20 protein-coding genes are annotated in these 25,656 nt (G+C 48.7%); 10 read left to right on the forward strand and 10 right to left on the reverse strand.

The features are described 5' to 3' along the window. Position 1 precedes the first annotated feature (1 nt). The 4 genes from HBM92_RS18595 to HBM92_RS18610 are packed head-to-tail and all read right to left on the reverse strand — an operon-like array spanning position 2 to position 4,465. Positions 2-1,420 carry a DUF1116 domain-containing protein gene (locus HBM92_RS18595; protein ID WP_000083433.1) on the reverse strand — a complete coding sequence of 473 codons (1,419 nt, stop codon included), beginning with the start codon at positions 1,418-1,420 and terminating at the stop codon, positions 2-4. Then, on the reverse strand, positions 1,420-2,967 hold the full coding sequence (gene fdrA, locus HBM92_RS18600) for an acyl-CoA synthetase FdrA (protein ID WP_000111854.1): 1,548 nt from the start codon (positions 2,965-2,967) through the stop codon (positions 1,420-1,422). The genes HBM92_RS18595 and fdrA overlap by 1 nt, the downstream gene beginning before the upstream one ends. Then, positions 2,957-3,820 (reverse strand): DUF2877 domain-containing protein, encoded by an 864-nt coding sequence (locus HBM92_RS18605; RefSeq protein ID WP_001304856.1) that lies wholly within the window; start codon positions 3,818-3,820, stop codon positions 2,957-2,959. The genes fdrA and HBM92_RS18605 overlap by 11 nt, the downstream gene beginning before the upstream one ends. A 39-nt stretch (positions 3,821-3,859) precedes the next feature. Next, positions 3,860-4,465: an ankyrin repeat domain-containing protein gene (locus tag HBM92_RS18610; protein WP_000153091.1), complete on the reverse strand. Its 606-nt coding sequence runs from the start codon at positions 4,463-4,465 to the stop codon at positions 3,860-3,862. Between the two features lie 257 nt (positions 4,466-4,722). Between HBM92_RS18610 and HBM92_RS18615 the strand changes: the two genes are divergently transcribed. Together HBM92_RS18615 and HBM92_RS18620 are read left to right on the forward strand one after the other, a co-directional pair. Then, a complete protein-coding gene (locus HBM92_RS18615) occupies positions 4,723-5,220 on the forward strand; it encodes a DUF1097 domain-containing protein (protein ID WP_001013871.1) in 498 nt (165 codons plus the stop codon). Between the two features lie 91 nt (positions 5,221-5,311). Beyond that, complete coding sequence (locus HBM92_RS18620; RefSeq protein WP_001084388.1) at positions 5,312-6,244, forward strand: LysR substrate-binding domain-containing protein; 933 nt, start codon at positions 5,312-5,314, stop codon at positions 6,242-6,244. 41 nt (positions 6,245-6,285) lie between these two features. Here the strand turns inward: HBM92_RS18620 and pdeL are convergent, their stop codons facing one another. Continuing rightward, positions 6,286-7,374, reverse strand: coding sequence for a DNA-binding transcriptional activator/c-di-GMP phosphodiesterase PdeL (gene pdeL / locus HBM92_RS18625; protein ID WP_001295808.1), 1,089 nt, complete (start codon positions 7,372-7,374; stop codon positions 6,286-6,288). A gap of 875 nt (positions 7,375-8,249) precedes the next feature. After that, the gene (gene betT, locus HBM92_RS18630) at positions 8,250-10,283 is read right to left on the reverse strand and encodes a choline BCCT transporter BetT (RefSeq protein WP_000131040.1); all 2,034 of its coding nucleotides are present in this window, start codon (positions 10,281-10,283) and stop codon (positions 8,250-8,252) included. A gap of 128 nt (positions 10,284-10,411) precedes the next feature. On the opposite strand from betT, the gene betI reads away from it, so the two are divergent. The 8 genes from betI (at position 10,412) to ykgH (ending at position 21,047) form a co-directional block, all read left to right on the forward strand. Next, complete coding sequence (betI, locus tag HBM92_RS18635; protein ID WP_001313612.1) at positions 10,412-10,999, forward strand: transcriptional regulator BetI; 588 nt, start codon at positions 10,412-10,414, stop codon at positions 10,997-10,999. 13 nt (positions 11,000-11,012) lie between these two features. Beyond that, a complete protein-coding gene (gene betB / locus HBM92_RS18640; protein WP_001443225.1) occupies positions 11,013-12,485 on the forward strand; it encodes a betaine-aldehyde dehydrogenase in 1,473 nt (490 codons plus the stop codon). A gap of 13 nt (positions 12,486-12,498) precedes the next feature. After that, positions 12,499-14,169: a choline dehydrogenase gene (gene betA / locus HBM92_RS18645; RefSeq protein WP_001159142.1), complete on the forward strand. Its 1,671-nt coding sequence runs from the start codon at positions 12,499-12,501 to the stop codon at positions 14,167-14,169. A 1,084-nt stretch (positions 14,170-15,253) separates the two neighbouring features. Then, positions 15,254-15,817 (forward strand): tyrosine-type DNA invertase IpbA, encoded by a 564-nt coding sequence (gene ipbA, locus HBM92_RS18650; protein WP_001295805.1) that lies wholly within the window; start codon positions 15,254-15,256, stop codon positions 15,815-15,817. A 329-nt stretch (positions 15,818-16,146) separates the two neighbouring features. Further along, on the forward strand, positions 16,147-16,941 hold the full coding sequence (gene hyxR / locus HBM92_RS18655) for a LuxR family transcriptional regulator HyxR (RefSeq protein WP_001304859.1): 795 nt from the start codon (positions 16,147-16,149) through the stop codon (positions 16,939-16,941). 153 nt (positions 16,942-17,094) lie between these two features. Beyond that, complete coding sequence (gene hyxA / locus HBM92_RS18660) at positions 17,095-17,856, forward strand: protein HyxA (RefSeq protein WP_001213046.1); 762 nt, start codon at positions 17,095-17,097, stop codon at positions 17,854-17,856. 41 nt (positions 17,857-17,897) lie between these two features. Then, on the forward strand, positions 17,898-20,195 hold the full coding sequence (gene hyxB, locus HBM92_RS25615) for an outer membrane autotransporter HyxB (RefSeq protein ID WP_000798212.1): 2,298 nt from the start codon (positions 17,898-17,900) through the stop codon (positions 20,193-20,195). Positions 20,196-20,378: 183 nt separating this feature from the next. Then, positions 20,379-21,047 carry a protein YkgH gene (ykgH, locus tag HBM92_RS18675; RefSeq protein ID WP_001005270.1) on the forward strand — a complete coding sequence of 223 codons (669 nt, stop codon included), beginning with the start codon at positions 20,379-20,381 and terminating at the stop codon, positions 21,045-21,047. A gap of 242 nt (positions 21,048-21,289) precedes the next feature. Here the strand turns inward: ykgH and HBM92_RS18680 are convergent, their stop codons facing one another. The 4 genes from HBM92_RS18680 to rclR all read right to left on the reverse strand — a co-directional run bounded on the left by HBM92_RS18680 (position 21,290) and on the right by rclR (position 25,515). Continuing rightward, on the reverse strand, positions 21,290-21,985 hold the full coding sequence (locus HBM92_RS18680) for a lactate utilization protein C (protein WP_001298555.1): 696 nt from the start codon (positions 21,983-21,985) through the stop codon (positions 21,290-21,292). Next, entirely contained in the window at positions 21,978-23,405 is a 1,428-nt protein-coding gene (locus tag HBM92_RS18685; RefSeq protein ID WP_000023919.1) for a LutB/LldF family L-lactate oxidation iron-sulfur protein, read from the reverse strand. The genes HBM92_RS18680 and HBM92_RS18685 overlap by 8 nt, the downstream gene beginning before the upstream one ends. A gap of 10 nt (positions 23,406-23,415) precedes the next feature. After that, the gene (locus HBM92_RS18690) at positions 23,416-24,135 is read right to left on the reverse strand and encodes a (Fe-S)-binding protein (RefSeq protein ID WP_001102123.1); all 720 of its coding nucleotides are present in this window, start codon (positions 24,133-24,135) and stop codon (positions 23,416-23,418) included. Positions 24,136-24,660: 525 nt separating this feature from the next. Then, a complete protein-coding gene (rclR, locus tag HBM92_RS18695; RefSeq protein WP_001304864.1) occupies positions 24,661-25,515 on the reverse strand; it encodes a reactive chlorine-specific transcriptional regulator RclR in 855 nt (284 codons plus the stop codon). Positions 25,516-25,656: the final 141 nt, after the last annotated feature.

Genomic DNA, 25,656 nt, shown 5'->3' on the forward strand with positions numbered 1-25,656 from the left:
CTCAGACGCCGTAACGTTCGCACCAGCCAAGAATGGCTTTCTCGAAGCAGGCGAAGGGTGGATGCACAATGCCCGCGCCAATCATGCCGACGCCCGCATCTTTATGGGCAATAGCGGTGTTGATCACCGGCAGAATGCCGCTGCTACCCACGCGGGTGATGTCGATTGCCGACGGCACGCCCATAAAACCGAGCAGCGGAATGGTGACGTTGGGGTTTTCGCCAAGGGTGATTTCACGCATCTGACGGGAGAAATCGATAGCCTCTTCCACCGTGCCGCCCACCAGCGCGACGATCGCGGGCGCGGTCGCCATCGCAAATCCGCCAATACCGTAGGTTTCGGTGATGGCGCTGTCGCCGATATCCAGCCCCGAATCTTCCGGCTTATAACCGGCAAACATCGGGCCGATGACCTGCTGCGCCGGGCCGGTAAACCACTGCCCCGGCAGGCCGCTGACCCGCAGGCCGAACTCGACGCCGTTACGCGCCATAGTGGTCACCACGGTGCTGTATTCGATGCCGTGCGCCGCATCCATCGCCGCTTTACACATCGCCATCCACGTCGGGCCGGAGAAGTAGTCGCTGCTGGCGACAAACTCAAACACTTCGCGCTGTTGCTCGACGGAATAACCTGCCTGAATAATCCCCGGCGTCAGCGCCTGAATCAGCAGCGTCGTCCCGGCGTTATTGCGGTTATGGCATTCATCGCCCATATGCAGCGCCTGCGCCAGCATTAAGCGCAGATCGATTTCGCCGATAATTTTCATCGCGTCGCGCAGCATGGGTCCCTGCACATCGCGCATCCAGTTGAGGCGGTCGATCACGCTCTGGTCGTTAGCGCCCATACGCAAAATCTTCGCCATCTGCTCGCTCATGTTGGTATAAGCGATGTTGCCATAGGTTTTGTTTTTCACGATGTGCATAAACATCGAGGCCGAGGTGACGCCCGCCATCGATCCCACACAGTCGTGTTCGTGGCACGGCGAGAAGGTGATCTCCCCGGAAGCCGCCAGCTCAGCCGCCTCGTCGAGATCTTTCGCCAGTCCTTCAAACACCAGCGCTCCGGTGACCGCGCCTTTCATCGCGCCGCACATTTTTTCCCAGGTGACCGGCGGCCCGGCGTGAAGAATGGTTTTCGCCGTCATGCCCGGCACCACGTTAATCGCCTGATCAAAACCAATCAGCACCGGATGCGACTGGATAATGCGCTCCAGCGCCTGCTGATTCGCGGCGGCGATTTTGTCTGCCAGCGGCGAATCGGCAATGTTATCCAGCGCCTGCACCACCTGCATATTGCCCTGCCCCGGCGGCGTCCAGTCGAGTTGGGTCACTTCTACATGCTGCTTTTTCAGATCATCGCTAAACATGGCGATACCGACGTTAATAACGTTCAACGGTTGGCTAAACAGTGACTGGCTCATCAGGCTTCCTCCCCTTTGCAGATAAATTCACGCGCCAGCAATCCGGTATTGGTGCTGCTGCTCGCCAGAATCACTCCGGCATCAAGCAGCATCTGGCTTTGTTGTTCTAATGATGGCGTATCGAGATCGGTGCCCAGCACATAGGCGAGAATGATCAACTCGCGTCCTTCGGCAGCGGCGATCGCTTTCGCTTCTTTGATCGCCTCGATGGTGGAACCGACCGGATCTTCATGCGATCCAAATCCGAGCACAAAATCCATCACGATCACCGCCACTTCTGGATCGCGCGCTTCTTCGATCAAGCGGCTGATACGGTTGGTCGGGTCAATCATTGGATGCGGCTTGCCGTTGGTGAAGTCATCATCGCCAAAATCGAGGAAGGTGTGTTTGATGCTGCGGTTGATATCTTGCAGGCGGAATTCAGGATCGGGCTGGATATTGCTGTAGACATCGCCATGTTTTTCCATCACCGCGAACAGGGTTTCGTCACACAGCGTACCGCCGCAGAACAGACCACGAATGTATTTCTGCTGCGGTTGCAGACGCGCACGCACATCCGCAATCAACGGCTGGTTAAGCGTATGCAGGTCGAGATGTTCTTGTTTCACGCCGGAGAGCATCACCGCTTTCAATGCCGCCTCTTTGCTGCCGCGAGCAAACTGTAGCCCCTGCTCATCCACTGGCGTTTCGCCACGACCGAGGAAGCAGGCCACCACTGGCTTGCGGCAGGCGCGTGCGCGTTCCAGCACTTTGCGGGCCACCGCAGGCGCAGGCGGTTTGGAGATAAGCACAATGATTTCAGTTTGCGGATCGTTTTCCAGCATCCCGATGGCATCGAGCATCATCAGGCCACCGATTTTCTCGCTCAGGTCGCGCCCGCCGGTGCCGATCAGTTGTGAAACGCCGCCACCAAATTCATAGATACGGACGCTCAATTCCTGGCTGCCGGTGCCAGATGCGCCAACAATACCGATGTTGCCGCGACGCACGGCGTTACCAAAGCAGAGCGCCGCGCCGTTGATAATCGCCGTGCCGCAGTCTGGCCCCATCATCAGCAGCCCTTTTTCATGGGCCAACTGTTTGAGCGCCAGTTCATCTTCAACTGAGACATTATCGGAAAACAGCATCACGTTGAGGTCATTTTGCAGCGCCTGACGCGCTTCGCGAGCGGCAAACAGACCGTTGACCGAAATCACTGCCAGGTTACTTTCCGGGATATACTTTTTGGCGCTGGCAATAGTGGCGTAACGCGCCTCGTGCGAGCCGCTTTGCGCTTTGGTGTTGAACAGTTCTTCAATCTCCGCCAGCAACTGCTCGTTGTCCACACCCGATTTACCATTGATGACAATCATCAGGTCGCCGTTTTTCGCCTGCTCCAGCTCCGGCGTCAGCAGTCCTAAATTCTTCAACACGCCTTTGTTCATTTCGGTCGCCATCGCCACAAATGCCTGCTCGACGCCGTCGAGTTTATTTGCACGCGTGGAGATAGACATCAGCGAGACAGAATCAAAATAGGTATTCGGTTTAATGACTATTTTAACTGACATAATTCCCTCCGTAAGTTTGGCTCAGCGCACAACCATCGGCCATGCCATACAGCATGTCGCAGCCGGAACTGGAGCCAATATGTTTAATTTTTTCTATTGCCTGAGTTGCGTTCCCAGGGATGTCATAAATAATGTTGTGAATAAAACGATGAATATTTTCCCGGCAGCGTTGTTGTAATGCGGCTTCCAGCGTGATGGCACTTAATAACGTGGTATTATTTCTGCCGCGTTGCAAACCGAGATAAAATTCCTCTTTGTATTTTTCCGCCGGATGTCCGGAAATAAATAAAATAAGTACCAGTCCGGTCAGATAATCATCGGCTGATGGCGTAAGGCCAATCCCTAAGCCCATCATACTGGCGACCGCTACGGCGATATTTTGTTTATCGTTTACGGCCTGAATAACTGCCCGACGTTTAATATGTAGTTCTTTATTTAACGCCTGATAAAACGGATTATCGCCGCGATAATTAAACAGGGTTTCATTTTCCCCCAGGTGCTGATGAATAATGTCGTGCCACTGTTGCCAGGCGATAAGGTGAAAATTCAGAGCGGTCATTTGCATGGTTGGGGACAGCCAACGCTGGCAATGACTCATCTCTATATGATGATGTTGACCAATCGTAATGCCTTGATCGTCAAACTGAACCTTATCACCATGCCGGAACAGACCATTAAAGTGAGTGAGTGCCAACCGACAACTGTTAGGCGCATTGTCGTACTCTTCACAAAGCAGCGTCAGCAACTGCTGGCGAGCCGGGAGTACGATATTTACCGCTCTGGCAAAGACCTGTTCAACCTGTCCTTGCCCCCGCTGCGCCAGAAAATCAGCATCCGCAGTTAGCGCCCACACACACCGTTTTTCTGGTGTGTTGATAACAAGCCTCCCGGTTTATGCACCTGCGGCGATCAGCAACTGCGCAATCTCTTCAAAGCCCCGTTCCCGCGCCAGTTCCAGCGGCGTTTTGCCATATTTATCGGTCAGATGCGGGCTGGCACCGTGTTCCAGCAATAACTGGACAATCGCCTGCTGTTTAATCCCGCCATCGTTAAGCACAATCGCTTCCAGCAACGGTGTCCAGCCAACATGGTTAGTCTGGTTAACGTTAATCTCCGTATTTGCCAAAAGCTCTTTTACAATACTTAAATGGCCTTTTTCACAGGCAGGCGTCAGGCCGACACCGCCAAAACGGGTTACGCAATTAAGATCGGGTTTAGCCGGTAAAATAATTCGTAGTAGCGTTAAATCATCGTTCAGACAGCTAATTAAAAAAGGATTTAAACAGGTATGATCTTGTTTATTAATATCCGCTCCGGCGTCAATTAATGCCTGAACGCAAGCATATTGCTGATATAAACTTGCCAGCGTAATTGCCGTTTTCCCGTGGCGATCGCAGGTATTAATATCGACACCCAGCGCAAGGCAGTTTTTTACTTTATCGATATCGCCCTGTTGTGCAGCCAATAAATAGTCGGCAGGTAGATTTTTTATAGTCATTCACATTCCCCTGGTTTTTGTGGCTGTTTTCGATGAATTGAGAATAGCAACGATAATCTGATAAAAGAACCCGCTTAAATTTAATTCGCCGTATTTCGCCTTTTTGTTGAATGATGTTCAACAATCTTTTCGCCGTGTGCGGTAGTGCAATATTTGTTTCTTTGACCCGATACCCTTTCACTCAATCAGGTTTTATTTCTCTATAGTCTGCACATGTAAGAGTAGCTTTCGTCCATGTCTAACCAGAGGGGAACAAGATGAACGGACTCACGGCAACGGGTGTCACCGTCGGTATTTGTGCAGGGCTTTGGCAGTTAGTGTCTTCACATGTCGGGCTCTCTCAGGGATGGGAATTATTAGGAACCATTGGCTTCGTCGCCTTTTGCAGTTTTTATGCCGCAGGCGGCGGTAAATCGGGGTTTATCAAAAGCCTGGCGGTTAATTATTCCGGGATGGTGTGGGCGTTTTTCGCCGCGCTGGCTGCCGGTTGGCTGGCCCCGGTGAGTGGACTGTCCGCGTTCTGGGCGAGCGTGATTACGACTGTACCCTTCTCGGCGGTGGTGGTCTGGCAAGGGCGTTTCTGGTTACTGTCTTTTATTCCCGGAGGCTTTCTCGGCATGACGCTATTTTTTGCCAGCGGGATGAACTGGACGGTGACATTACTGGGTTTTCTGGCGGGTAACTGCGTGGGGATAATTTCAGAATACGGCGGACAAAAATTAAGCGAAGCGACGACCAAAAGCGACGGGTATTAAAAGTTATTCAAAAATGATTATCCATCTTTAATGGATACCTCTACAGTCATGGCTGGAGAAATTCAGAATCGAAAATGGCGGGAGCGGGTCAATGAACTCAATTTTTACCGAAGAGAATCTGTTGGCATTTACTACCGCTGCGCGTTTTGGCAGCTTCAGTAAAGCCGCAGAAGAGTTGGGTTTAACCACTTCCGCCATTAGCTACACCATTAAACGTATGGAGACGGGGCTGGATGTGGTGCTGTTCACTCGCAGTACCCGCAGCATTGAGTTAACGGAGTCCGGGCGTTATTTTTTCCGCAAAGCTACCGACCTGCTGAATGATTTTCATGCCATTAAACGCAGTATCGATACTATTTCGCAGGGCATAGAAGCGCGTGTGCGCATTTGTATTAATCAGCTGCTTTATACGCCCAAACACACCGCACGCTTATTACAGGTGCTGAAAAAGCAGTTTCCTACCTGCCAGATTACCGTCACCACCGAAGTGTATAACGGCGTCTGGGATGCGATTATTAATAATCAGGCAAATATCGCTATCGGCGCCCCCGACACGCTGCTGGACGGTGGCGGCATTGATTACACGGAGATTGGCGCGATTCGCTGGGCTTTTGCCATCGCCCCGGATCACCCATTAGCCTTTGTGCCGGAGCCGATCGCCGAAAGCCAGCTGCGTCTCTACCCTAATATCATGGTGGAGGACACCGCGCATACGATTAATAAAAAAGTGGGCTGGTTGCTGCATGGGCAGGAGTCAATTCTGGTGCCAGATTTCAACACCAAATGTCAGTGCCAGATTTTAGGTGAAGGAATTGGTTTTTTGCCGGATTACATGGTCCGTGAGGCGATGGCGCAATCCTTGCTGGTTACCCGACAAATCCATAACCCGCGCCAGGATTCACGCATGTTACTCGCAACCCAGCACTCTGCCACCGGTCAGGTGACGCAGTGGATTAAAAAACAATTTGCGCCAAATGGCATATTAACGGGGATCTATCAGGATTTACTGCATCGGGAGAATTAATCGCTGCCAACCTCCCGATGCGCTGTGAATAGCGGTTTACATCAACCACCTGCTTTCATTACCCATTCAGAGATAAATTTATTACCCGGTACTGGCGGAGAGTACAAATAGCCCTGTAAAAAGTGAACGCCTTTACCGATCATTAAATCCGCCTGCTCCTGGGTTTCTACCCCTTCCGCCACGATACTCAGACCAGGCTTACGCGCCAGTTCGACAATATTGTCCACAATATGACCGGAGATTTCATCGACACTCGCCATTTGCACAAACGACTTGTCAATTTTAATAAAATCGACCGGGAACGCCTGCAAGTAACGATAGGTCGCATAACCCGTACCAAAGTCATCCAGCGCAAAAGTAATATTGTGCTGATGAAGGCTGTCAAATATCGCTCTGGCTTCTGGCGTTACCGGAATAGGATTACGTTCCGTCAGCTCAAGAACCAGCTTGATTTTATCGTTACCTAATTTCTTAACCAGGTTCAGACACTCTTTTTCAAATCCCGCAGCCAAAAAACAGCCCGCCGAGACGTTGATACCAATATGGAAATTGTCCGGCAGCAAATGTTTTACCGGCATCAGAATATCCGCAGTCTGTTTCATCAGCTGGCGAGTCATTATGACAATAAGACCGGATGACTCCGCCAGAGGAATAAACTGATCCGGTGGGATCATTCCCGTTTGTGGATGTTCCCAGCGGACAAGCACTTCACAGCCCGTCAGTACCCCAGTCTGCGCGCAGAAAACCGGTTGGATCCACGGTTTAAACTCGTGGTTTTCCAACGCCAGACTGATGGCTTCAGGCGTGACGATATGGTGATAGTGATTATCATTAATATATTTGTGACTATTATTACCCGTGGCGGATATGATCTCCGGATTGTACTGAAAGAAAATATCCCGCCAGAAAGTAATATCGCTCTGAATCCCCAGTTTCTCAAAGAGCTGTTTCTTTTGATGTGAAATGGTCTTTGCACTGCGATTTCTGTACTGTGATATTTCTGTTACAGACATTCCCTGCATCAGCAGCTTGAGTAGCAGTCGTTCTTTCTCGGATACGCTACCAGGCAATGACAAATGAACCGTTGTACCGAACTCTTGCAGAAAAACACGAAAATCACATGAATTCATGAACACACCTTTTATCTTTTATCGCTGTTCAGTATGAGTGATTACCTGTGGATTCCTGAGCACACATAAGGGGTAACCATAAACATTAGCGATGCCATACGTATAACATCCCACATCACTATCAAGAAGATTATCTTTACCTCTGATGCTCGCTCAAAAACAGTTACGCTAAATACCTTAAAAAGGTAATCACAAGTCAAACTCAGGAGATAATCACGCAAGAATGCAATATTAAAATTCAGATACTCATTTTTGGTAATAAAGAAGTAGTTGGACTATTTCGATATTTATAATTTCCCACTACGTATTGACGCCCATTCATGAGTAAAGGCGCATTATATGAATTTAACAATCCAGATCAACTGAAAATACCTCAACCTCATAAACACATAGCGTCAACATTCAATGACATAATGAGTAAAGATGTTGGTTATGCATACACGTCATTACTCCATGCCTATCCCTTAACAACCTGCTTTTTAAGACTGAATCCATTCAGCAATAGATAGCCAACATTATAACAATGACAATAAAAACAATATTTAAAACAATCAATAAAATATCAGACACAGACAATTAAACCTTAAACAACAAACGGTTACATTGATTTTAGTTGATTTGCGCTACGCGTTCCCCATGAATAAAGCGTCATTTCAAATTAGCACCAATATTTACATTAAATAAGACTAAGCTTATTGAACATTCACAACAGTCCAAACGTAGTTTTTGGGCTTCAATAGTTCTTTTCTTTTTTATTATCTGTTGCCTGGCAATCATCAATCGATACTAAGGGCTTAACTGTACAGATATAACGTATCAAGAGGTAAGAGAAACCGCGCCATATGCAGACATGGCGCGGTTTTATGCAATAACAATCACGCGTCCGGGAACATCACGCTATGGCCCGGCGCTTCACGATGGAGATGGATAAAGTTAAGGTGCCGCTCGTACTGGTCGAGAATATCGGTGATCACCTGCTCTTTGCTGTAGTCCATCAGGTCGTTGCCCTGGCTGCCTTCTAACAGGAAGGTTTCCAGCCGGTAGTAGGTCGATTTCCCGCTACGTGCGCGGTAGGTAAAGCCCGGCACTGAATATTGCTGCGGCCAAATCTGATAGACAAAGTTCTGCTCTTCGCCCATATGCACCAACAAATCCAGATGCCCCAACTGTTGTCCCTCTTCCGGCGGCAGGTTTTTTAGCTCCACGTACGCGCCGCGCAACCGCAGTTCCTGCGCCACTTCTTCCATTGCCGGATAACAGACCGTCTCCATCATCTGTTTAGTGTAACGCGTGCCCGGATAATTCATCAGGCGCGAGAGACGTTTTTTCCAGCTCAGGCGATCCTGAAGACCCAGCGGTCGCGGTGCGGTATCGCGGTTGGCACTTTCACGGCGGTAATCTTCTACCTTCAGAGATTTATACAACCCCGCCATCACGAAGAAGATCACAAAGCTGAACGGCAGGCCCATAATCACCGTGGTGTTTTGCAGCGCGGATATCCCGTTGGTCATCAGCATGCCTAGCGTCAGCAGGCCAATCGCCACCGACCAGAAGACGCGCAGCCAGCCGGGGGCGTCGCTGTTGATATCTTTAAGCTGCGAGGTGAAATTCCCCAGCACCAGCGCACCGGAGTCCGCCGAGGTCACATAAAATAGCAGGCCAGTAATGGTGGCGACGGAGGCGCTAAAGGTAAACGCCGGATACTGCGCCAGCAGGCTGTAGAAGCCGCGCTCCGGATGGACCATCGCTTCCTCGGCAAATGCCGCGCCGCCGTGGATGATTTCATACAGCGCGCTATTGCCGAATACCGAGAGCCATAACAGCGTGAAGGTAAACGGAATAATCAACGTGCCCAGCACGAACTGGCGAATGGTACGCCCACGCGAGATACGCGCCAGGAACAAGCCGACAAACGGCGACCATGCCACCCACCATGCCCAGAAGAAGAGCGTCCAGTTATTCATCCACTCAACCGGACGGTCGAAGGCAAAACTGTTGAGCGTCATGCCCATAAAGCGATTCACATAGTCGCCAACATTCAGCACCAGTGCATTAAGCAGGAACGAGGTGTCGCCCATAAACAACACGAACAGAATCAATCCCAGCGCCAGCGCAACGTTGAGTTCCGATAACACGCGAATGCCCTTATCAACACCGGATGTCACCGAGATAGTGGCGATGATCACCGACAAGGCGATCAGTGCCGCTTTCGCCGCCATCGAATCGGGAATATCAAACAGCACGCTCAAGCCATAGTTAAGCTGCACCACACCGATACCGAGCGTAGTGGCAATACCGAAGATGGTGCCGATCACCGCAGCAATATCCACTGAGTGACCTATCGGCCCGTTAATCCGTTTACCGAAGATCGGGTACAGCGCCGAGCGGATAGTGAGCGGCAAATTATAACGATAGCTAAAGTATCCGAGCGCCATGCCCATCAGCGCATACATCGACCAGCCGGTTAAGCCGTAGTGAAACAGCGTCCAGACCATCGCCTGACGCGCGGCCTCAATCGTCTGTCCCGCGCCTTCCGGCGGCTGCATATACTGCGTTACCGGTTCGGCTACGGAGAAGAACATCAGGTCGATACCGATCCCGGCAGCAAACAGCATCGCCGCCCAACTCAGCAGACTGAATTCCGGTTTTGATTGTTCTGGCCCGAGCTTCACCGAACCAAAACGCGAACAAGCGATACAGACCACAAAGACAATATAGAGCGTTGCCGCCAGCAGATAGTACCAACCGAAGGTTTTAGAAACCCAGTCCAGCGTGCGGCCAATCCACAGGGCCGAGAAGTCGCGAAACAGGATCGTTGTCAGGGAAAACAACAAAATCAGTCCGGCGGAAGTGTAAAACACCACCGGATTGATTTTGTCCTTTTCCCTGCTGTGTGAAAGGTCTGTCATCCAGTATCCCCACTGTTACTGTTACCATTTAAAATCAAATTAGTAACAATTAAGACACATTTTATATTGAACGTCCAATCAATAACCGCTTTAATAGATAAACAACGCTGATGAATGGAGTGGCGAAAATGCCCAAATTGGGAATGCAGTCGATCCGGCGCAGACAACTGATCGACGCCACGCTGGAAGCAATAAATGAAGTGGGCATGCACGATGCAACGATCGCGCAGATCGCCCGCCGTGCAGGCGTTTCTACGGGGATCATCAGCCACTATTTCAGGGACAAAAATGGTCTGCTGGAAGCAACCATGCGCGATATCACCAGTCAGCTGCGTGACGCGGTTTTGAATCGATTACATGCACTTCCGCAGGGCAGTGCAGAGCGGCGATTACAGGCGATTGTTGGCGGAAACTTCGATGAAACCCAGGTGAGCAGTGCGGCGATGAAAGCCTGGCTGGCCTTCTGGGCCAGCAGTATGCATCAGCCGATGCTCTATCGCTTGCAGCAGGTCAGTAGCCGCCGCTTATTGTCGAATCTGGTGAGCGAATTTCGCCGCGAGTTACCGCGCCAACAGGCACAGGAAGCGGGCTACGGCCTTGCCGCGCTAATTGACGGATTATGGCTGCGCGCGGCACTGAGCGGCAAACCGCTGGATAAACCTCTCGCACACTCGCTGACCCGTCACTTTATTACTCAGCATTTACCCACCGATTAACCGAGGAGACGTGATGTCCCGAATGGCAGAACAGCAGCTTTATATACATGGTGGTTATACCTCCGCCACCAGCGGTCGCACCTTCGAGACCATTAACCCGGCCAACGGTAACGTGCTGGCGACCGTGCAGGCCGCCGGGCGTGAGGATGTCGATCGCGCCGTGAAGAGTGCCCAACAAGGGCAAAAAATCTGGGCGGCGATGACCGCTATGGAACGCTCGCGTATTCTGCGTCGGGCCGTTGATATTCTGCGTGAACGCAATGACGAACTCGCAAAACTGGAAACCCTCGACACCGGAAAAGCATATTCGGAAACCTCAACCGTCGATATCGTTACCGGTGCGGACGTGCTGGAGTACTATGCCGGGCTGATCCCGGCGCTGGAAGGCAGCCAGATCCCGTTGCGTGAGACGTCATTTGTTTATACCCGCCGCGAACCGCTGGGCGTAGTGGCGGGGATTGGCGCATGGAACTACCCGATCCAGATTGCTTTGTGGAAATCCGCCCCCGCGCTGGCGGCGGGTAACGCGATGATCTTCAAACCGAGCGAAGTCACCCCGCTTACCGCGTTAAAGCTGGCTGAAATTTACAGCGAAGCGGGCCTGCCGGACGGTGTATTTAACGTGTTGCCGGGCGTGGGCGCGGAGACCGGGCAATATCTGACCGATCATCCGGGCATTGCCAAAGTGTCATTTACCGGCGGCGTCGCCAGCGGCAAAAAAGTGATGGCTAACTCGGCAGCTTCCTCCCTGAAAGAAGTGACCATGGAGCTGGGCGGTAAATCACCGCTGATCGTTTTCGACGATGCGGATCTCGATCTCGCCGCCGATATCGCCATGATGGCGAATTTCTTCAGCTCCGGTCAGGTGTGTACCAACGGCACTCGCGTCTTCGTTCCGACGAAATGCAAAGCCGCATTTGAACAAAAGGTTCTGGCGCGCGTTGAGCGCATTCGCGCGGGCGACGTTTTCGATCCGCAAACTAACTTCGGCCCGCTGGTCAGCTTCCCGCATCGCGATAACGTGCTGCGCTATATCGCCAAAGGCAAAGAGGAAGGCGCGCGCGTACTGTGCGGCGGCAATGTACTGAAGGGGGATAGCTTCGATAACGGCGCATGGGTTGCACCGACCGTGTTCACCGATTGCAGCGACGATATGACCATTGTGCGCGAAGAGATTTTCGGGCCGGTGATGTCCATTCTGACCTACGAGTCGGAAGACGAAGTCATTCGCCGCGCTAACGATACCGACTACGGTCTGGCGGCGGGTATCGTGACGGCGGACCTGAACCGCGCGCATCGCGTCATTCATCAGCTGGAAGCGGGTATTTGCTGGATCAACACCTGGGGCGAATCCCCGGCAGAGATACCCGTTGGCGGCTACAAACACTCCGGCATTGGTCGCGAGAACGGCGTGATGACGCTCCAGAGTTACACCCAGGTGAAGTCCATCCAGGTTGAGATGGCTAAATTCCAGTCCATATTCTAACCAGGAGGTTTATTTGCAATTTGACTACATCATTATTGGTGCCGGCTCAGCCGGCAACGTTCTCGCTACCCGTCTGACTGAAGATCCGAACACAACCGTGCTGCTGCTTGAAGCAGGCGGCCCGGACTATCGCTTTGACTTCCGCACCCAGATGCCCGCCGCGCTGGCGTTCCCGCTACAGGGCAAACGCTATAACTGGGCCTATGAGACGGAACCCGAACCGTTTATGAACAACCGCCGCATGGAGTGCGGACGCGGCAAAGGTCTGGGCGGTTCATCGCTGATCAACGGTATGTGCTACATCCGTGGCAATGCGCTGGATCTCGATAACTGGGCACAAGAACCTAGTCTGGAGAACTGGAGTTATCTCGACTGCCTGCCCTACTACCGCAAGGCCGAGACTCGCGATGTGGGCGAGAACGATTACCACGGTGGCGATGGCCCGGTGAGCGTCACCACCTCCAAACCCGGCGTCAATCCGCTGTTTGAAGCGATGATTGAAGCGGGCATGCAGGCAGGCTACCCGCGCACGGACGATCTCAACGGCTATCAGCAGGAAGGTTTTGGCCCGATGGATCGCACCGTCACGCCGCATGGCCGTCGCGCCAGCACCGCGCGTGGCTATCTCGATCAGGCCAAATCGCGCCCTAACCTGACCATTCGTACTCACGCCATGACCGATCACATCATTTTTGACGGCAAACGCGCGGTGGGCGTCGAGTGGCTGGAAGGCGACAGCACCATTCCGACCCGCGCGGCGGCGAATAAAGAAGTGCTGTTATGTGCAGGCGCGATTGCTTCACCGCAGATCCTGCAACGCTCCGGCGTCGGCAACGCTGAACTGCTGGCGGAGTTTGATATTCCGCTGGTGCATGAATTACCCGGCGTCGGCGAAAATCTTCAGGATCACCTGGAGATGTATCTGCAATACGAGTGCAAAGAACCGGTTTCCCTCTACCCTGCTCTGCAGTGGTGGAATCAGCCGAGAATCGGTGCGGAGTGGCTGTTTGGCGGCACCGGCGTTGGTGCCAGCAACCACTTTGAAGCAGGCGGATTTATTCGCAGCCGTGAGGAATTTGCGTGGCCGAATATTCAGTACCATTTCCTGCCAGTGGCGATTAACTATAACGGCTCGAACGCAGTGAAAGAGCACGGCTTCCAATGCCATGTCGGATCGATGCGCTCGCCAAGCCGTGGGCATGTGCGGATTAAATCCCGCGACCCGCACCAGCATCCGGGAATTCTGTTTAACTACATGTCGCACGAGCAGGACTGGCAGGAGTTCCGCGACGCAATTCGCATCACCCGCGAGATCATGCATCAACCCGCGCTGGATCAATACCGTGGCCGCGAAATCAGCCCTGGTGTCGAATGCCAGACGGATGAGCAGCTCGATGAGTTCGTGCGTAACCACGCCGAAACCGCGTTTCATCCGTGCGGTACCTGCAAAATGGGTTATGACGAGATGGCTGTGGTTGACGGCGAAGGCCGCGTACACGGGCTGGAAGGCCTGCGCGTGGTGGATGCGTCAATTATGCCGCAAATTATCACCGGCAATTTGAACGCCACGACGATTATGATTGGCGAGAAAATAGCGGATATGATTCGTGGGAAGGAAGCGTTGCCGAGGAGCACGGCGGGATATTTTGTGGCAAATGGGATGCCGGTGAGAGCGAAAAAATGAGTCGTGATGTGAACTGACTCAGGAACCGATCAGATTGAGAGTTACCGTTCTACTATGAGGACCGAATCCTTATATAAAACACTGAGGTAACTCTCATGCTTCATCGTGACAATCTCGCCAGCAAATTCTAAGCTGACTTGCTCAATCTGGCTGATGAAGGTGCTATGCATACACAGATAAACTACAGATGAAATACCACTCAGCTTAAGAATTACGCCGCTAATGTTCCTGGCTATGGTTACCTGTTCATTCCCGCTCACGGTTAGCATATACGAAAAGGGTTCTTGTAACGAGTACAAAAATAAGTCAGACCAAAACCACATGGAGCTTTAAACACGATTCGTATAATTTATTAGCAGTGATTTATTTTTACTCTTCTTTAATTAATCATCATGCTTAAATATTTTTTAGCACAAGATTATCGCTTCGCTAACATTTTAGTTTACATTAATTTTCAATTGATAATAAAAAGTTGTTAATAAGTTTTTTGCGAAAAATAAAAAGTGTTGGAATACTCTCCATCAAATGAATGCAAAATAAACAAATTGAGATATACAAAAAGTAAAAATCATTTAAATGAATATTTTTAATTTATGAGTAGAACCCATTAACAATGATTTACTCACGACCAAAAAAGTAAAGAACACCTTGCAACAATATGTATTTACAAATTCATATCATTGATATTAAGCTAATCTTACTTTCTATCCTCCAAATTTATGCATCAAAAAAACAAAAGTAAAATCAATTGGATACACAACAAGACAATCTCACAGGAAATGATGTTAAATATCTCATAACTAATAAAAAATTACTAAAACGTTAGACGTAATACACATCCCACACGACCTGTCACTCATAGTTTTAATATTTATTTTTTCACATTATAGTAGATAAAAACACGCATTAAAAATGACTTGTAGAAAAGCTGCACAATAAATAGTTCATATTTAATCTGTTGCGTAGAACTACTATTCAAAAAATCTTATTAATGAGATAATGAGATTACATCGATAACGTTCTGATTGCAGGCATACTTATCTGGGTGTGCCTCTCTTTTTTTTACAACTGTACACGGTGGCGTATGACGAGAAAATATCTCACACAGGATGAAGTCTACAGGCTGATGGATGCAGCCCAGAGCATGTCCTTTCCTGAAAGAAATCGCTGTCTGATTATGATGGCTTTCATTCACGGTTTTAGGGCCAGTGAACTTCTTGATTTACGTTTATCCGATATTGATGCATCTGGAAAACAACTTAATATTCGGCGTATTAAAAATGGTTTCTCGACAACACATCCTCTTCTTCCTGATGAATATAATTTGATCAAGTTGTGGCTTAAGCAGAGGAAGTTAATTGAAAACGGAGTTGAAGGAGACTGGCTTTTTCTCTCCCGGAAACGCCGCCCTATCAGCAGACAACATTTTTTTTCTATCATTCGTGAGGCTGGAAAACGTGCAGGATTAGCTGTAAAAGCACATCCTCATATGTTACGTCATGCCTGTGGTTTTGCTCTGGCTGACAATGGTGTCGATACCCGACTACTTCAGGATTATCTGGGTCATCGAAATATTCAGCATACTGTCAGATACACAGCCAGTAATGCTGCTCGTTTTAAAGGGGTGTGGAAAAAAAAGCCTCGTTAAAACAGTACCTTCTGATTCAAAATGTCAGATTCCTACGTTTTCCTCAATTCTTCCATAAAAAAACAGCCCATTCAATTAAATAAAACACATAACATGTTGATATTTCTAGCTAAATTAAAATAACCCCATGATTTAAAATGATTAATCACAAAGGTCATACCAGTGATTAACTTTCGCCCATATTGTTAAATAACACAAAATTAAAAACAATAAAAACCAAACAAATTAGATTTATATTCCAAGAAAATTAAATATTCAGGCTATTAAACCAAACCTGACATTTTGAATCAAAATGTCAGGTTTTGTAGCAATGGCGTGGACGAGTCTGAATGAAGAAGCCTCTGGTTATTATCAGTGCCTGTCAGTTCACCAGGTTGGCACTGGAGTCTCTCATCCCAACGGACAGGTATATCGTGCGGGTGTACAGCAACGTCACTACAGAGGTTGAATTCGTTTTAAAGACCTCCTGTGGCTACCTGTTAGCTGATATCCCTTCGCTTCCTTCAGGGGAGTTGGTTCTTCTGGCTTGTCTCGCCCGTTTGCGGAGTGATGCCGGGCAATGGCAGGTCTGCCTGACCGGTGACTCCGACTGGTTCGATAATGCTCCTGCTGCAAGTCTGTATAACGGCTTCCCACGCATCGGCACCATGCTGACAGCGAGTCGTTATCAGAATCAAATTATCCGCTGGTTACTGCGTCCTTTGCCCGGCGATATGAGCGATTTCTGGCTCCTGACTGCACGGGAGTTGAGCGTGCTTAAGATTCTGATGCAGGGTATGAGTTTCAGTGAGATTGCCCGTTATGAACAACGCAGTTCAAAGACCCTGCATGCGATTGCCACACGGGCTTTAATGAAACTTGGACTGGGAACACTGAGCGATTTCAGGCTGCTCTATACGGGATGCGGTGACAGCAGAGTGAAACGGAATATACGGCTACATGCAAAATATATCGGACAACATTCCGCTCATCGACTCACTCAGTATGTGCAGAACATGGTATCCGGAATCCTTTATCCAGAGAAAGTTGCCGTTGGTGAATCAATAAATTCTGACGCCATTTCCGGAAAAGTACTTTCCGGACAAAGAAAAAATATATCTAAAAAAAGACCAGGATTGTTATGACACAGCAGCGTTGTTACTACCACCCACTGCGGCGCATACGGACTCGCTACAGTGTAGGAGCCAAAATATTTCTACTGTTCTGGGCTGCAGGATTGGGAGGCACGCTGTACAGCCTGTACAGCGTGCTGGCGTACTGACATCTGTGAGGGAAGGATGCGTTTCGTTCTTTTCTGTCCCTCAGGAATTGTACCAGCGCAGTTCGCAGCTCTATCAACCGGTTCTGTCGGCAATGTTACCTGCATCAGAACAGAAGAGGAGTTACGCAATAAATTGCGGCACAGGCCACAGAGTGTCGTGATATCGGCAGGGCGACCTGCCGAATGCGCTGAAATGTGGTTCCGATTTTATCGGGATCACTCATTCGTGGTGGTGTTGTGCGTCGCGCCCTTTTTTCTGCCACCGGATGTGAGTATTTCTGGCGTTCTCAAAAACCTGAGGTTACTGAAACCAGGAATGTCAGTAGAGCGTGTCATCAGTATTGCAAATGCCTCTGGTGGGTTTTCAGGGCTGAAGCATGCAGAAATTTTGCCAGTTATGGACAGTTACTCTGTCTTTATGAAAGAGGTGAATAACTGCACAAAGACAATCGTCATGTCAGAACGCTTCCCGGAAAAGCAAAAGAAGGTGTTGTCGTTACTTCTTGCCGGACACAGCTGGGAATACAGTGCGCAGTTTCTCAAAACGGGGATAAGACAGATATGGCTTGCCGAGCAGTCGCTAAAAAAGCGTTGGGGAATACCGGACAGCATGTCATTGCGGGAAGCCCTGCTGCTGAGCAGCAATAATTTTCACGGTGATGGAAATGCATTGGAAACAACGAATGCCATGACATTGCGTGAAAACGGAAATACCAACAGGTATTCCGTGGTGGTAAATGCAGGGACGCAGGCTTTATCTCTGCATAAATATAAATAAGTGGGAAATTGAAATTAGTTACCAGAATGGAGAATTTCTTCATGAAAAACAGTAAGGTATTTTACCGCAGCGCATTAGCGACAGCTATTGTTATGGCTCTTTCTGCACCAGCATTCGCTACTGATAGCACGGTATCAACTGATCCGGTTACGCTGAATACAGAGAAGACGACTCTGGATCAAGATGTTGTTATTAACGGTGATAACAAGATTACAGCCGTAACAATTGAAACGTCAGATTCAGATAAAGACCTTAATGTTACTTTTGGCGGTCACGATATTACCGCCGCATCAACGGTAAACCAAGATTTCGTTGAAGGTGTAAAAGTTAGTGGTAACAAAAATGTTGTGATTAATGCTACAGACTCCACCATCACAGCTCAAGGTGAAGGCACCTATGTCCGGACTGCAATGGTCATTGATTCAACTGGCGATGTTGTTGTTAATGGCGGTAATTTCGTTGCAAAAAATGAAAAAGGTAGTGCGACAGGGATATCTCTGGAAGCGACCACGGGAAATAATTTAACGCTCAATGGTACAACCATAAATGCTCAAGGTAATAAGAGTTACAGCAACGGCTCTACGGCAATTTTTGCTCAAAAGGGTAATTTGTTGCAGGGTTTTGACGGTGATGCAACCGACAACATCACCCTTGCTGACTCAAATATTATTAATGGCGGGATTGAAACAATAGTTACTGCCGGGAATAAGACGGGAATTCATACAGTCAACCTGAATATTAAGGATGGCTCAGTAATTGGGGCGGCTAATAATAAACAAACAATTTATGCCTCTGCTTCGGCACAAGGCGCAGGTTCAGCAACGCAAAATTTAAATTTGTCTGTTGCTGATTCAACCATCTACTCTGATGTCCTGGCCCTTTCTGAAAGCGAGAATTCAGCCAGTACCACAACAAATGTAAATATGAACGTTGCCCGCTCTTACTGGGAAGGTAATGCTTATACCTTCAATAGCGGCGATAAAGCGGGTAGTGATCTGGATATAAATCTTTCCGATAGTTCAGTCTGGAAAGGCAAAGTTTCAGGGGCAGGAGATGCCAGTGTATCTCTGCAAAACGGGTCTGTCTGGAATGTTACGGGTTCCTCAACTGTTGATGCTCTGGCAGTAAAAGACAGTACGGTTAATATCACGAAGGCTACAGTCAATACTGGCACGTTTGCTTCTCAAAACGGCACTCTGATTGTTGATGCCTCTTCTGAAAACACTCTGGATATCAGCGGTAAAGCGAGCGGTGACTTGCGTGTTTACAGTGCGGGTTCATTGGATCTTATCAATGAACAAACGGCATTTATTTCTACCGGCAAAGACAGCACTCTAAAAGCCACAGGCACAACGGAAGGTGGTCTGTATCAATATGACCTGACACAGGGAGCTGATGGTAACTTTTATTTCGTAAAAAACACGCATAAAGCATCCAACGCCAGCTCCGTGATTCAGGCAATGGCAGCTGCTCCGGCTAACGTCGCTAATCTGCAGGCTGACACGCTCTCCGCCCGTCAGGATGCTGTCCGTCTGAGCGAAAATGACAAGGGTGGCGTATGGATTCAGTACTTTGGCGGTAAACAGAAACATACCACCGCGGGAAATGCATCCTATGACCTGGATGTAAATGGTGTAATGCTGGGTGGTGATACCCGCTTCATGACTGAAGATGGTAGCTGGCTGGCCGGTGTGGCGATGTCTTCTGCGAAAGGTGACATGACTACCATGCAGAGCAAAGGTGACACTGAAGGTTACAGCTTCCACGCTTACCTGAGCCGCCAGTATAACAACGGTATCTTCATTGATACTGCTGCACAGTTTGGTCACTACAGCAACACGGCAGATGTTCGCCTGATGAATGGTGGCGGTACCATCAAAGCTGACTTTAACACCAATGGTTTTGGTGCGATGGTTAAAGGCGGTTACACATGGAAAGACGGTAATGGCCTGTTTATTCAGCCATATGCCAAACTGTCTGCTCTGACTCTGGAAGGTGTGGATTATCAACTCAACGGCGTGGACGTTCATTCTGACAGCTATAACTCTGTGCTGGGTGAGGCCGGTACGCGCGTGGGTTATGACTTCGCTGTGGGCAACGCGACCGTTAAACCTTATCTGAATCTGGCCGCACTGAACGAATTCTCTGATGGCAACAAAGTCCGTCTGGGTGATGAGTCTGTCAATGCCAGCATTGACGGTGCAGCATTCCGCGTGGGTGCAGGTGTACAAGCTGATATCACCAAAAACATGGGAGCATATGCAAGCCTTGACTACACCAAAGGTGACGACATTGAGAACCCGCTACAGGGTGTAGTTGGTATCAATGTGACCTGGTAAGAATAAAGCAGTCGGTTCCCCTGTCGACTGTTATACCCCCTGCAGGCAGCAGTATGCTGCCTGCAGGCTATAAATATCCAGTATTCATGATGCTGGCTTTTTGCTGATATTTACCCTGAACATTCCTGATACAGACTATTAATACAATCTTATCTGCGACAGATTTCATTTTCTGGATATATTATGAATGAACAAATCAAACAGGATATCGATCTGATTGAGATTTTATTTTATCTGAAGAAAAAGATTCGTGTTATCCTTTTTATTATAGCTATCTGTATGGTAATGGTGCTGTTGTTTCTGTATATCAATAAAGATAATATAAAAGTGAGTTACAGCCTAAAAATAAATCAGACAACACCAGGCATACTTGTTAGCTGTGATAGCAATAATAACTTTGCCTGTCAGACCACAATGACTGAAGATGTTATTCAGCGAATTACTACATTTTTTCAGACCAGCCCAGATGTCAAGAACAGAGAAATAAAGCTGGAATGGTCAGGAGATAAGAGAGATTTACCAACTGCTGAAGCGGAAATATCTCGCGTGCAGGCGTCTATCATTAAATGGTATACGTCAGAATACCATAATGGCAGGCAAGTTCTCGATGAGATACAAACGCCTTCAGCAATTAACAGTGAGCTTTATACAAAAATGATATACCTGACCAGGAACTGGTCACTGTATCCGAACGGTGATGGCTGTGTCACTATAAGCTCACCAGAAATAAAAAATAAATACCCTGCTGCCATTTGCCTGGCTCTGGGATTTTTTCTAAGTATTGTGATTTCTGTAATGTTTTGCCTTGTCAAAAAAATGGTAGATGAATACCAACAAAACTCTGGGCAGTAATAAACAGCATTCTGACAGAGAGTGCCTGTATAAAACTATAGTGACAGTGACCGGGAAGGGAGCCCGTCTTCAGGAATGGATTCCTGTCTTTTTAACTGTAAATATCCTGGCATTATTAATGTCAGGATATTTACAGAAAAGCAGCATAACCATGACGGAACGGGGTTAAGTCAGGTTGTCCTTAACGTTATTCACAACCTCGTATACCGCCTTCAGGTTTATGTCCAGACTACATATCTCTCTCAGCAATCCTCAATAATCAGATACACCGCTTTCACCGGACCATGAACCCCGACGACTTTGATAAGCTCAATGTCCGCCGTTGAACTGGGACCACTGATGATGTTAATACATGACGGCATTCGTTCGCCGGCCTGCGCTTTCTGATGCAATTTTTCTGCAAGTTGCGCTACACGCGGCAGGATTGTGCTTTTACGCAGGATAAAAAGAGAAGATTCCGGGAGCAGGCTCAATGAACGCCCGCGCCCGGCGGCGGAAAAAAGAACCACGCCTCCCGATTCGGTTAAACCATATTCAGCATATACGACGCCCACTTTAGCCTGCTCTGCTTGTGATATGTTCTCAATACCTTTCGCCGGATCCCAAACAACGGCATTGCATTCCTGCTGCAAACGTTCGCTAATCCCCAATTCCTCCAGCCTCGTGTCACCACTAATCACGACCGACTGATCTCCCAGCTCTTTACACAGACGTATTGCAGCTTCTGCCGCCTTCGCCTCGCTGGTCAGTTCACAGCGCGTCAACATAACATCGCTGGCAAACTGGATAAACGCGTCACAGCGCTGCTGTTGGGTAAGTTGGGTAAGCCGCTCGTTAGCATAGTTGTTAAGCGGCGCATCTTCTGCTTGCGGTTCAAGTCGCAGCGGGCGCCCCAGTGCCTGAGCAACGTTATTCAAAAATTTGCTCCGATTATCCATTCTTTTTCTCCTGCGCCTGATGTTTCTTAAACCAACTACGGAAACTCTCTCCGTCAGCTTCAGGAAGATCGCGTGCTTCCATCCAGTCGCTAATCGCGCCAAATTTGAGTGGTGTTTTGCCGCCATTGATAAACCAGCTTGCCGCATGAGCACCAGCCATCATCCCAACTTTCCACAATCCTGGATGACTATTGGCATAAGCGAACATTTTTATCGCCCGTTGCTCTGCTTTTGCGGTGATCCCTTTTTCAGCCATCACCCGACGATGACGCAAAATCAGTTTTGACAGCGGAATACGCACCGGACACACGCTGTCACAAGCGGTGCATAAAGAGCAGGCGTAGGGTAAATCTTTAAAATCTTTATAGCCGCCAAGTAACGGGGAAATCACCGCACCAATTGGCCCTGGATAAATAGAGCCATATCCATGACCGCCAATATGGCGATATGCCGGACAAGTATTCATACAAGCCCCGCAACGAATACAGCGCAGCACATCCCGAAATTCAGAGGCCAGCACCTCAGAACGCCCGTTATCGACAATAACCAGATGAAACTCTTCAGGACCATCAACGTGCCCCGCTTCGCGCGGTCCTGTCAGCCAGGTGTTGTATCCCGTCAAACGTGCACCAACGGCACTGCGCGCCAGCATGGTGATCAATACATCTACCTCTGCAAACGTGGGAGCAATACGCTCCATTCCCATCACTGCAATATGCGTTTTAGGCAGCGTGGTACACATTCGCGCATTACCTTCATTGGTCACCAGGCATACCGAACCGGTCTCTGCCACCGCGAAATTACAGCCGGTAATACCTATTTCAGCACTGAGGAAATCTTCGCGGATTTTTTGCCGAATGAATAAGGTCATCGCTTCAGGCGTTTCCGGCCCCTCATAGCCCAGACGTTCGTGTAGCACTCGACGGATCTGATGGCGATCTTTATGAATTGCCGGGACCACAACATGAGAGGGCGGATCTTGATCCAGCTGGAGAATGTATTCACCCAGATCGGTTTCAATCACCTGAATCCCGGCATCCTGCAACACATGATTGACACCAATCTCTTCGGTCACCATCGATTTAGATTTCACTACCTTCCGGGCATTTTTGCGTTGGGCAACCTGTAAAATGTAGCGGGTGGCGTCTTCTTTGGTTTTTGCAAAATAGACGTGACCGCCGTTTTGTGTCACTTTTTCTGAGAGCTGGTACAGATAAGCGTCGAGATTACTCAGAACATGATCACGTATCTGGGCGGCCCGATCGCGCCACTCCTCCCAGTGCCCCAATTCATCGACCATTTTTTGCCGATTTGCCCCAATACGCTGCTGCGCGTTTGCCACCGCTTTACGCATGATCGGATCTTCAATTTGCTGACGGATGCGTGTCTTAAAATCTGTATTACTGGTTTTGATCGACATCTTTATATCCTCAGCGGCTCATCAGCACTTCAGCAATATGCATCACTTTGACTTTCTGCCCTTCCCGTTGTAATCGTCCACTGATGTTCAGCAGGCAACTCACGTCAGCACCAATTAAATACTCAGGGCGGACTTCCATCAGGTGCGCAACCTTTTCTTTCACCATCTCGCCGGATATTTCGGCCATTTTGACCGAGAACGTGCCGCCAAATCCGCAGCAGGTATCCTGTTCAGCAAAGGTCAACAGCTCCAGTCCACGCACATTTTTCAGCAGCGTAAGTGGTTCGTCCTTCACCCCCAGCTTACGGGCCAGGCTACAAGATGGGTGATACACCGCTCTCCCTTGCAAACTGGCACCTACATCGACTACCCCTAATGTATTAACAATAAAAGAGGTGAGATCCTGCATACGCGCGGCAACCTTTTCGGCACGTGATGCCCATTCAGGTTCATCCGCCAGATACGTCGGGTAACTTTTTACGGCATAGGTGCAAGAGCCAGCCGGTGAAATAATGGGATCGTCGTTATCCTCCAGTGCGGCGATCAGATTTTTCATCCCTGGAATCGCTTCTTTGATATAACCACTATTGATCGCAGGCTGACCGCAGCATCCCTGTTTCTCCGGGAAATTTACGCGACAGCCGAGTTTTTCCAGTAGCAGCACGGAGTCTCGTGCCATTCTTGATTTCAGGGCGTCACCAATACAGGTGACAAAGAAATTGACATTCACAACTAATACTCCATTACTTCATGCCCATTTATGCCCGATGGTTCCCCCCTTCCGGGGGATCAATCATCAATAAATATGGCGTTCTTTTTTAATTGGCTAGCAACATACCACCCCTCATTTGTATGACAAATGATAATCTTTCATCTAAACTTCAAATGCAATAACTAATTTTATTTCTTTCGGCATCGCTCACATTTTATAGGGAAATCGACGATCATTTTTGGCATAAGAAATCCATTTAAAAAGGCTACATCCCTTATACCTATTCAGAGCTACTTATTCAGGGGTTATTGAGATATACACTGATGGTGTACAAAAAAATCACCGACAATAATCACGTATCAAGTAATAGTCGGGATTTTATTTAATTGAAGAAATTTAGTTTGCATTTTTATTTAAAAACTGAGCTAGAGTCCATCAAAAAAATATATAAAACCCAAAACCACCGTTGGAAATAGAAATAGTTGAAAGGCTCACAACTCCCGGAATGCGGATTATCTTTGCCCTGATTTCTGGCGGTTTTATTCAGGGTGCAAGCTGTCTGACCCTTTCCCGATATTCTCCCGGAGTACAACCAAACTCGCGGACAAACGCCTTGTGAAAAGATGATTCGCTGGCATAGCCTACTGACTCAGCGATCACCACAACAGGGAGCATTTCCCGGGAAAACATCTGGGCCGCTATTTGTAGACGCAACTTTGTTAATACAGCCAGCGGCGTGGTTCCGGAAACATCACGGAAAAGCTGGGCAAAACTTGCCCGGGACATGTGGGCGATGCTGGCCAGCGATTCGACGGTCCAGGCGTGTCCTGGCATTTCCAGCATTTGCTGTATTACCGCACCAAGACGTGGATGCAGAAGCAAACTGAGAATGTTTTTCTCTGTATTAACCTGTGCAATCCACTCACGCACCGCGAGGGTAAAGAATGTAGCGCAGATCTGGCTACACAGAGCATCCACTCCCGGCATTGCCGATCTGGATTCCTGTTGTAAAAACGGGATCGCCTCCCTCAGCCAGTTATATTCCACGCTATGGTTCACTGGTGCTACAAACAGCGTTTCCGGCAAAGACGTTAAAAAATAACGCGCCGAATGTTGCAGTCGAATAGTGCCACAGACAATACAGGTCGATTCATTATCGACATGACTCAGGCGATGAGCTGAATTTTGTGGTAGCAGGACCACATTTCCCGGGCGTAATGTAAAAATCTCTCCCGTCGGCATTTCCAGCTTCGCCGCTCCTTGCGTTAACGCATGCCAACGAATAACCGACAATTCCCCGGCACCATGTGGAAGTTGCCAGTCACTTCCTAACACGCAATTCTTATCGATCGTTCCTTGTGGAGCGTTAAGCATCAACAAACGGCTAAGAGCATCCATATCAGACTCCTGAGTGGTTTTTTGATTACAAACACCAACAATCTTAGTCAATAATTAATCTAATACCATCAAATAGTTAATCATGATTTTTGTTTTGTGATTCTGATTAAGAAAAAGAAAATACCAGACGATAAGACAAAA

It is taken from the genome of Escherichia sp. E.sYA108, from assembly GCF_011754335.1.
Taxonomy (GTDB): domain Bacteria; phylum Pseudomonadota; class Gammaproteobacteria; order Enterobacterales; family Enterobacteriaceae; genus Escherichia; species Escherichia coli.

Coding starts and splice junctions, on each gene's coding strand:
- HBM92_RS18595 (WP_000083433.1), bottom strand. CDS start 1,420: ATGAGCCAGTCACTGTTTAGCCAACCGTTGAACGTTATTAACGTCGGT.
- fdrA (WP_000111854.1), bottom strand. CDS start 2,967: ATGTCAGTTAAAATAGTCATTAAACCGAATACCTATTTTGATTCTGTC.
- HBM92_RS18610 (WP_000153091.1), bottom strand. CDS start 4,465: ATGACTATAAAAAATCTACCTGCCGACTATTTATTGGCTGCACAACAG.
- HBM92_RS18615 (WP_001013871.1), top strand. CDS start 4,723: ATGAACGGACTCACGGCAACGGGTGTCACCGTCGGTATTTGTGCAGGG.
- HBM92_RS18620 (WP_001084388.1), top strand. CDS start 5,312: ATGAACTCAATTTTTACCGAAGAGAATCTGTTGGCATTTACTACCGCT.
- pdeL (WP_001295808.1), bottom strand. CDS start 7,374: ATGAATTCATGTGATTTTCGTGTTTTTCTGCAAGAGTTCGGTACAACG.
- betT (WP_000131040.1), bottom strand. CDS start 10,283: ATGACAGACCTTTCACACAGCAGGGAAAAGGACAAAATCAATCCGGTG.
- betI (WP_001313612.1), top strand. CDS start 10,412: ATGCCCAAATTGGGAATGCAGTCGATCCGGCGCAGACAACTGATCGAC.
- betB (WP_001443225.1), top strand. CDS start 11,013: ATGTCCCGAATGGCAGAACAGCAGCTTTATATACATGGTGGTTATACC.
- ipbA (WP_001295805.1), top strand. CDS start 15,254: ATGACGAGAAAATATCTCACACAGGATGAAGTCTACAGGCTGATGGAT.
- hyxR (WP_001304859.1), top strand. CDS start 16,147: ATGAAGAAGCCTCTGGTTATTATCAGTGCCTGTCAGTTCACCAGGTTG.
- hyxA (WP_001213046.1), top strand. CDS start 17,095: ATGCGTTTCGTTCTTTTCTGTCCCTCAGGAATTGTACCAGCGCAGTTC.
- hyxB (WP_000798212.1), top strand. CDS start 17,898: ATGAAAAACAGTAAGGTATTTTACCGCAGCGCATTAGCGACAGCTATT.
- ykgH (WP_001005270.1), top strand. CDS start 20,379: ATGAATGAACAAATCAAACAGGATATCGATCTGATTGAGATTTTATTT.
- HBM92_RS18680 (WP_001298555.1), bottom strand. CDS start 21,985: ATGGATAATCGGAGCAAATTTTTGAATAACGTTGCTCAGGCACTGGGG.
- HBM92_RS18685 (WP_000023919.1), bottom strand. CDS start 23,405: ATGTCGATCAAAACCAGTAATACAGATTTTAAGACACGCATCCGTCAG.
- rclR (WP_001304864.1), bottom strand. CDS start 25,515: ATGGATGCTCTTAGCCGTTTGTTGATGCTTAACGCTCCACAAGGAACG.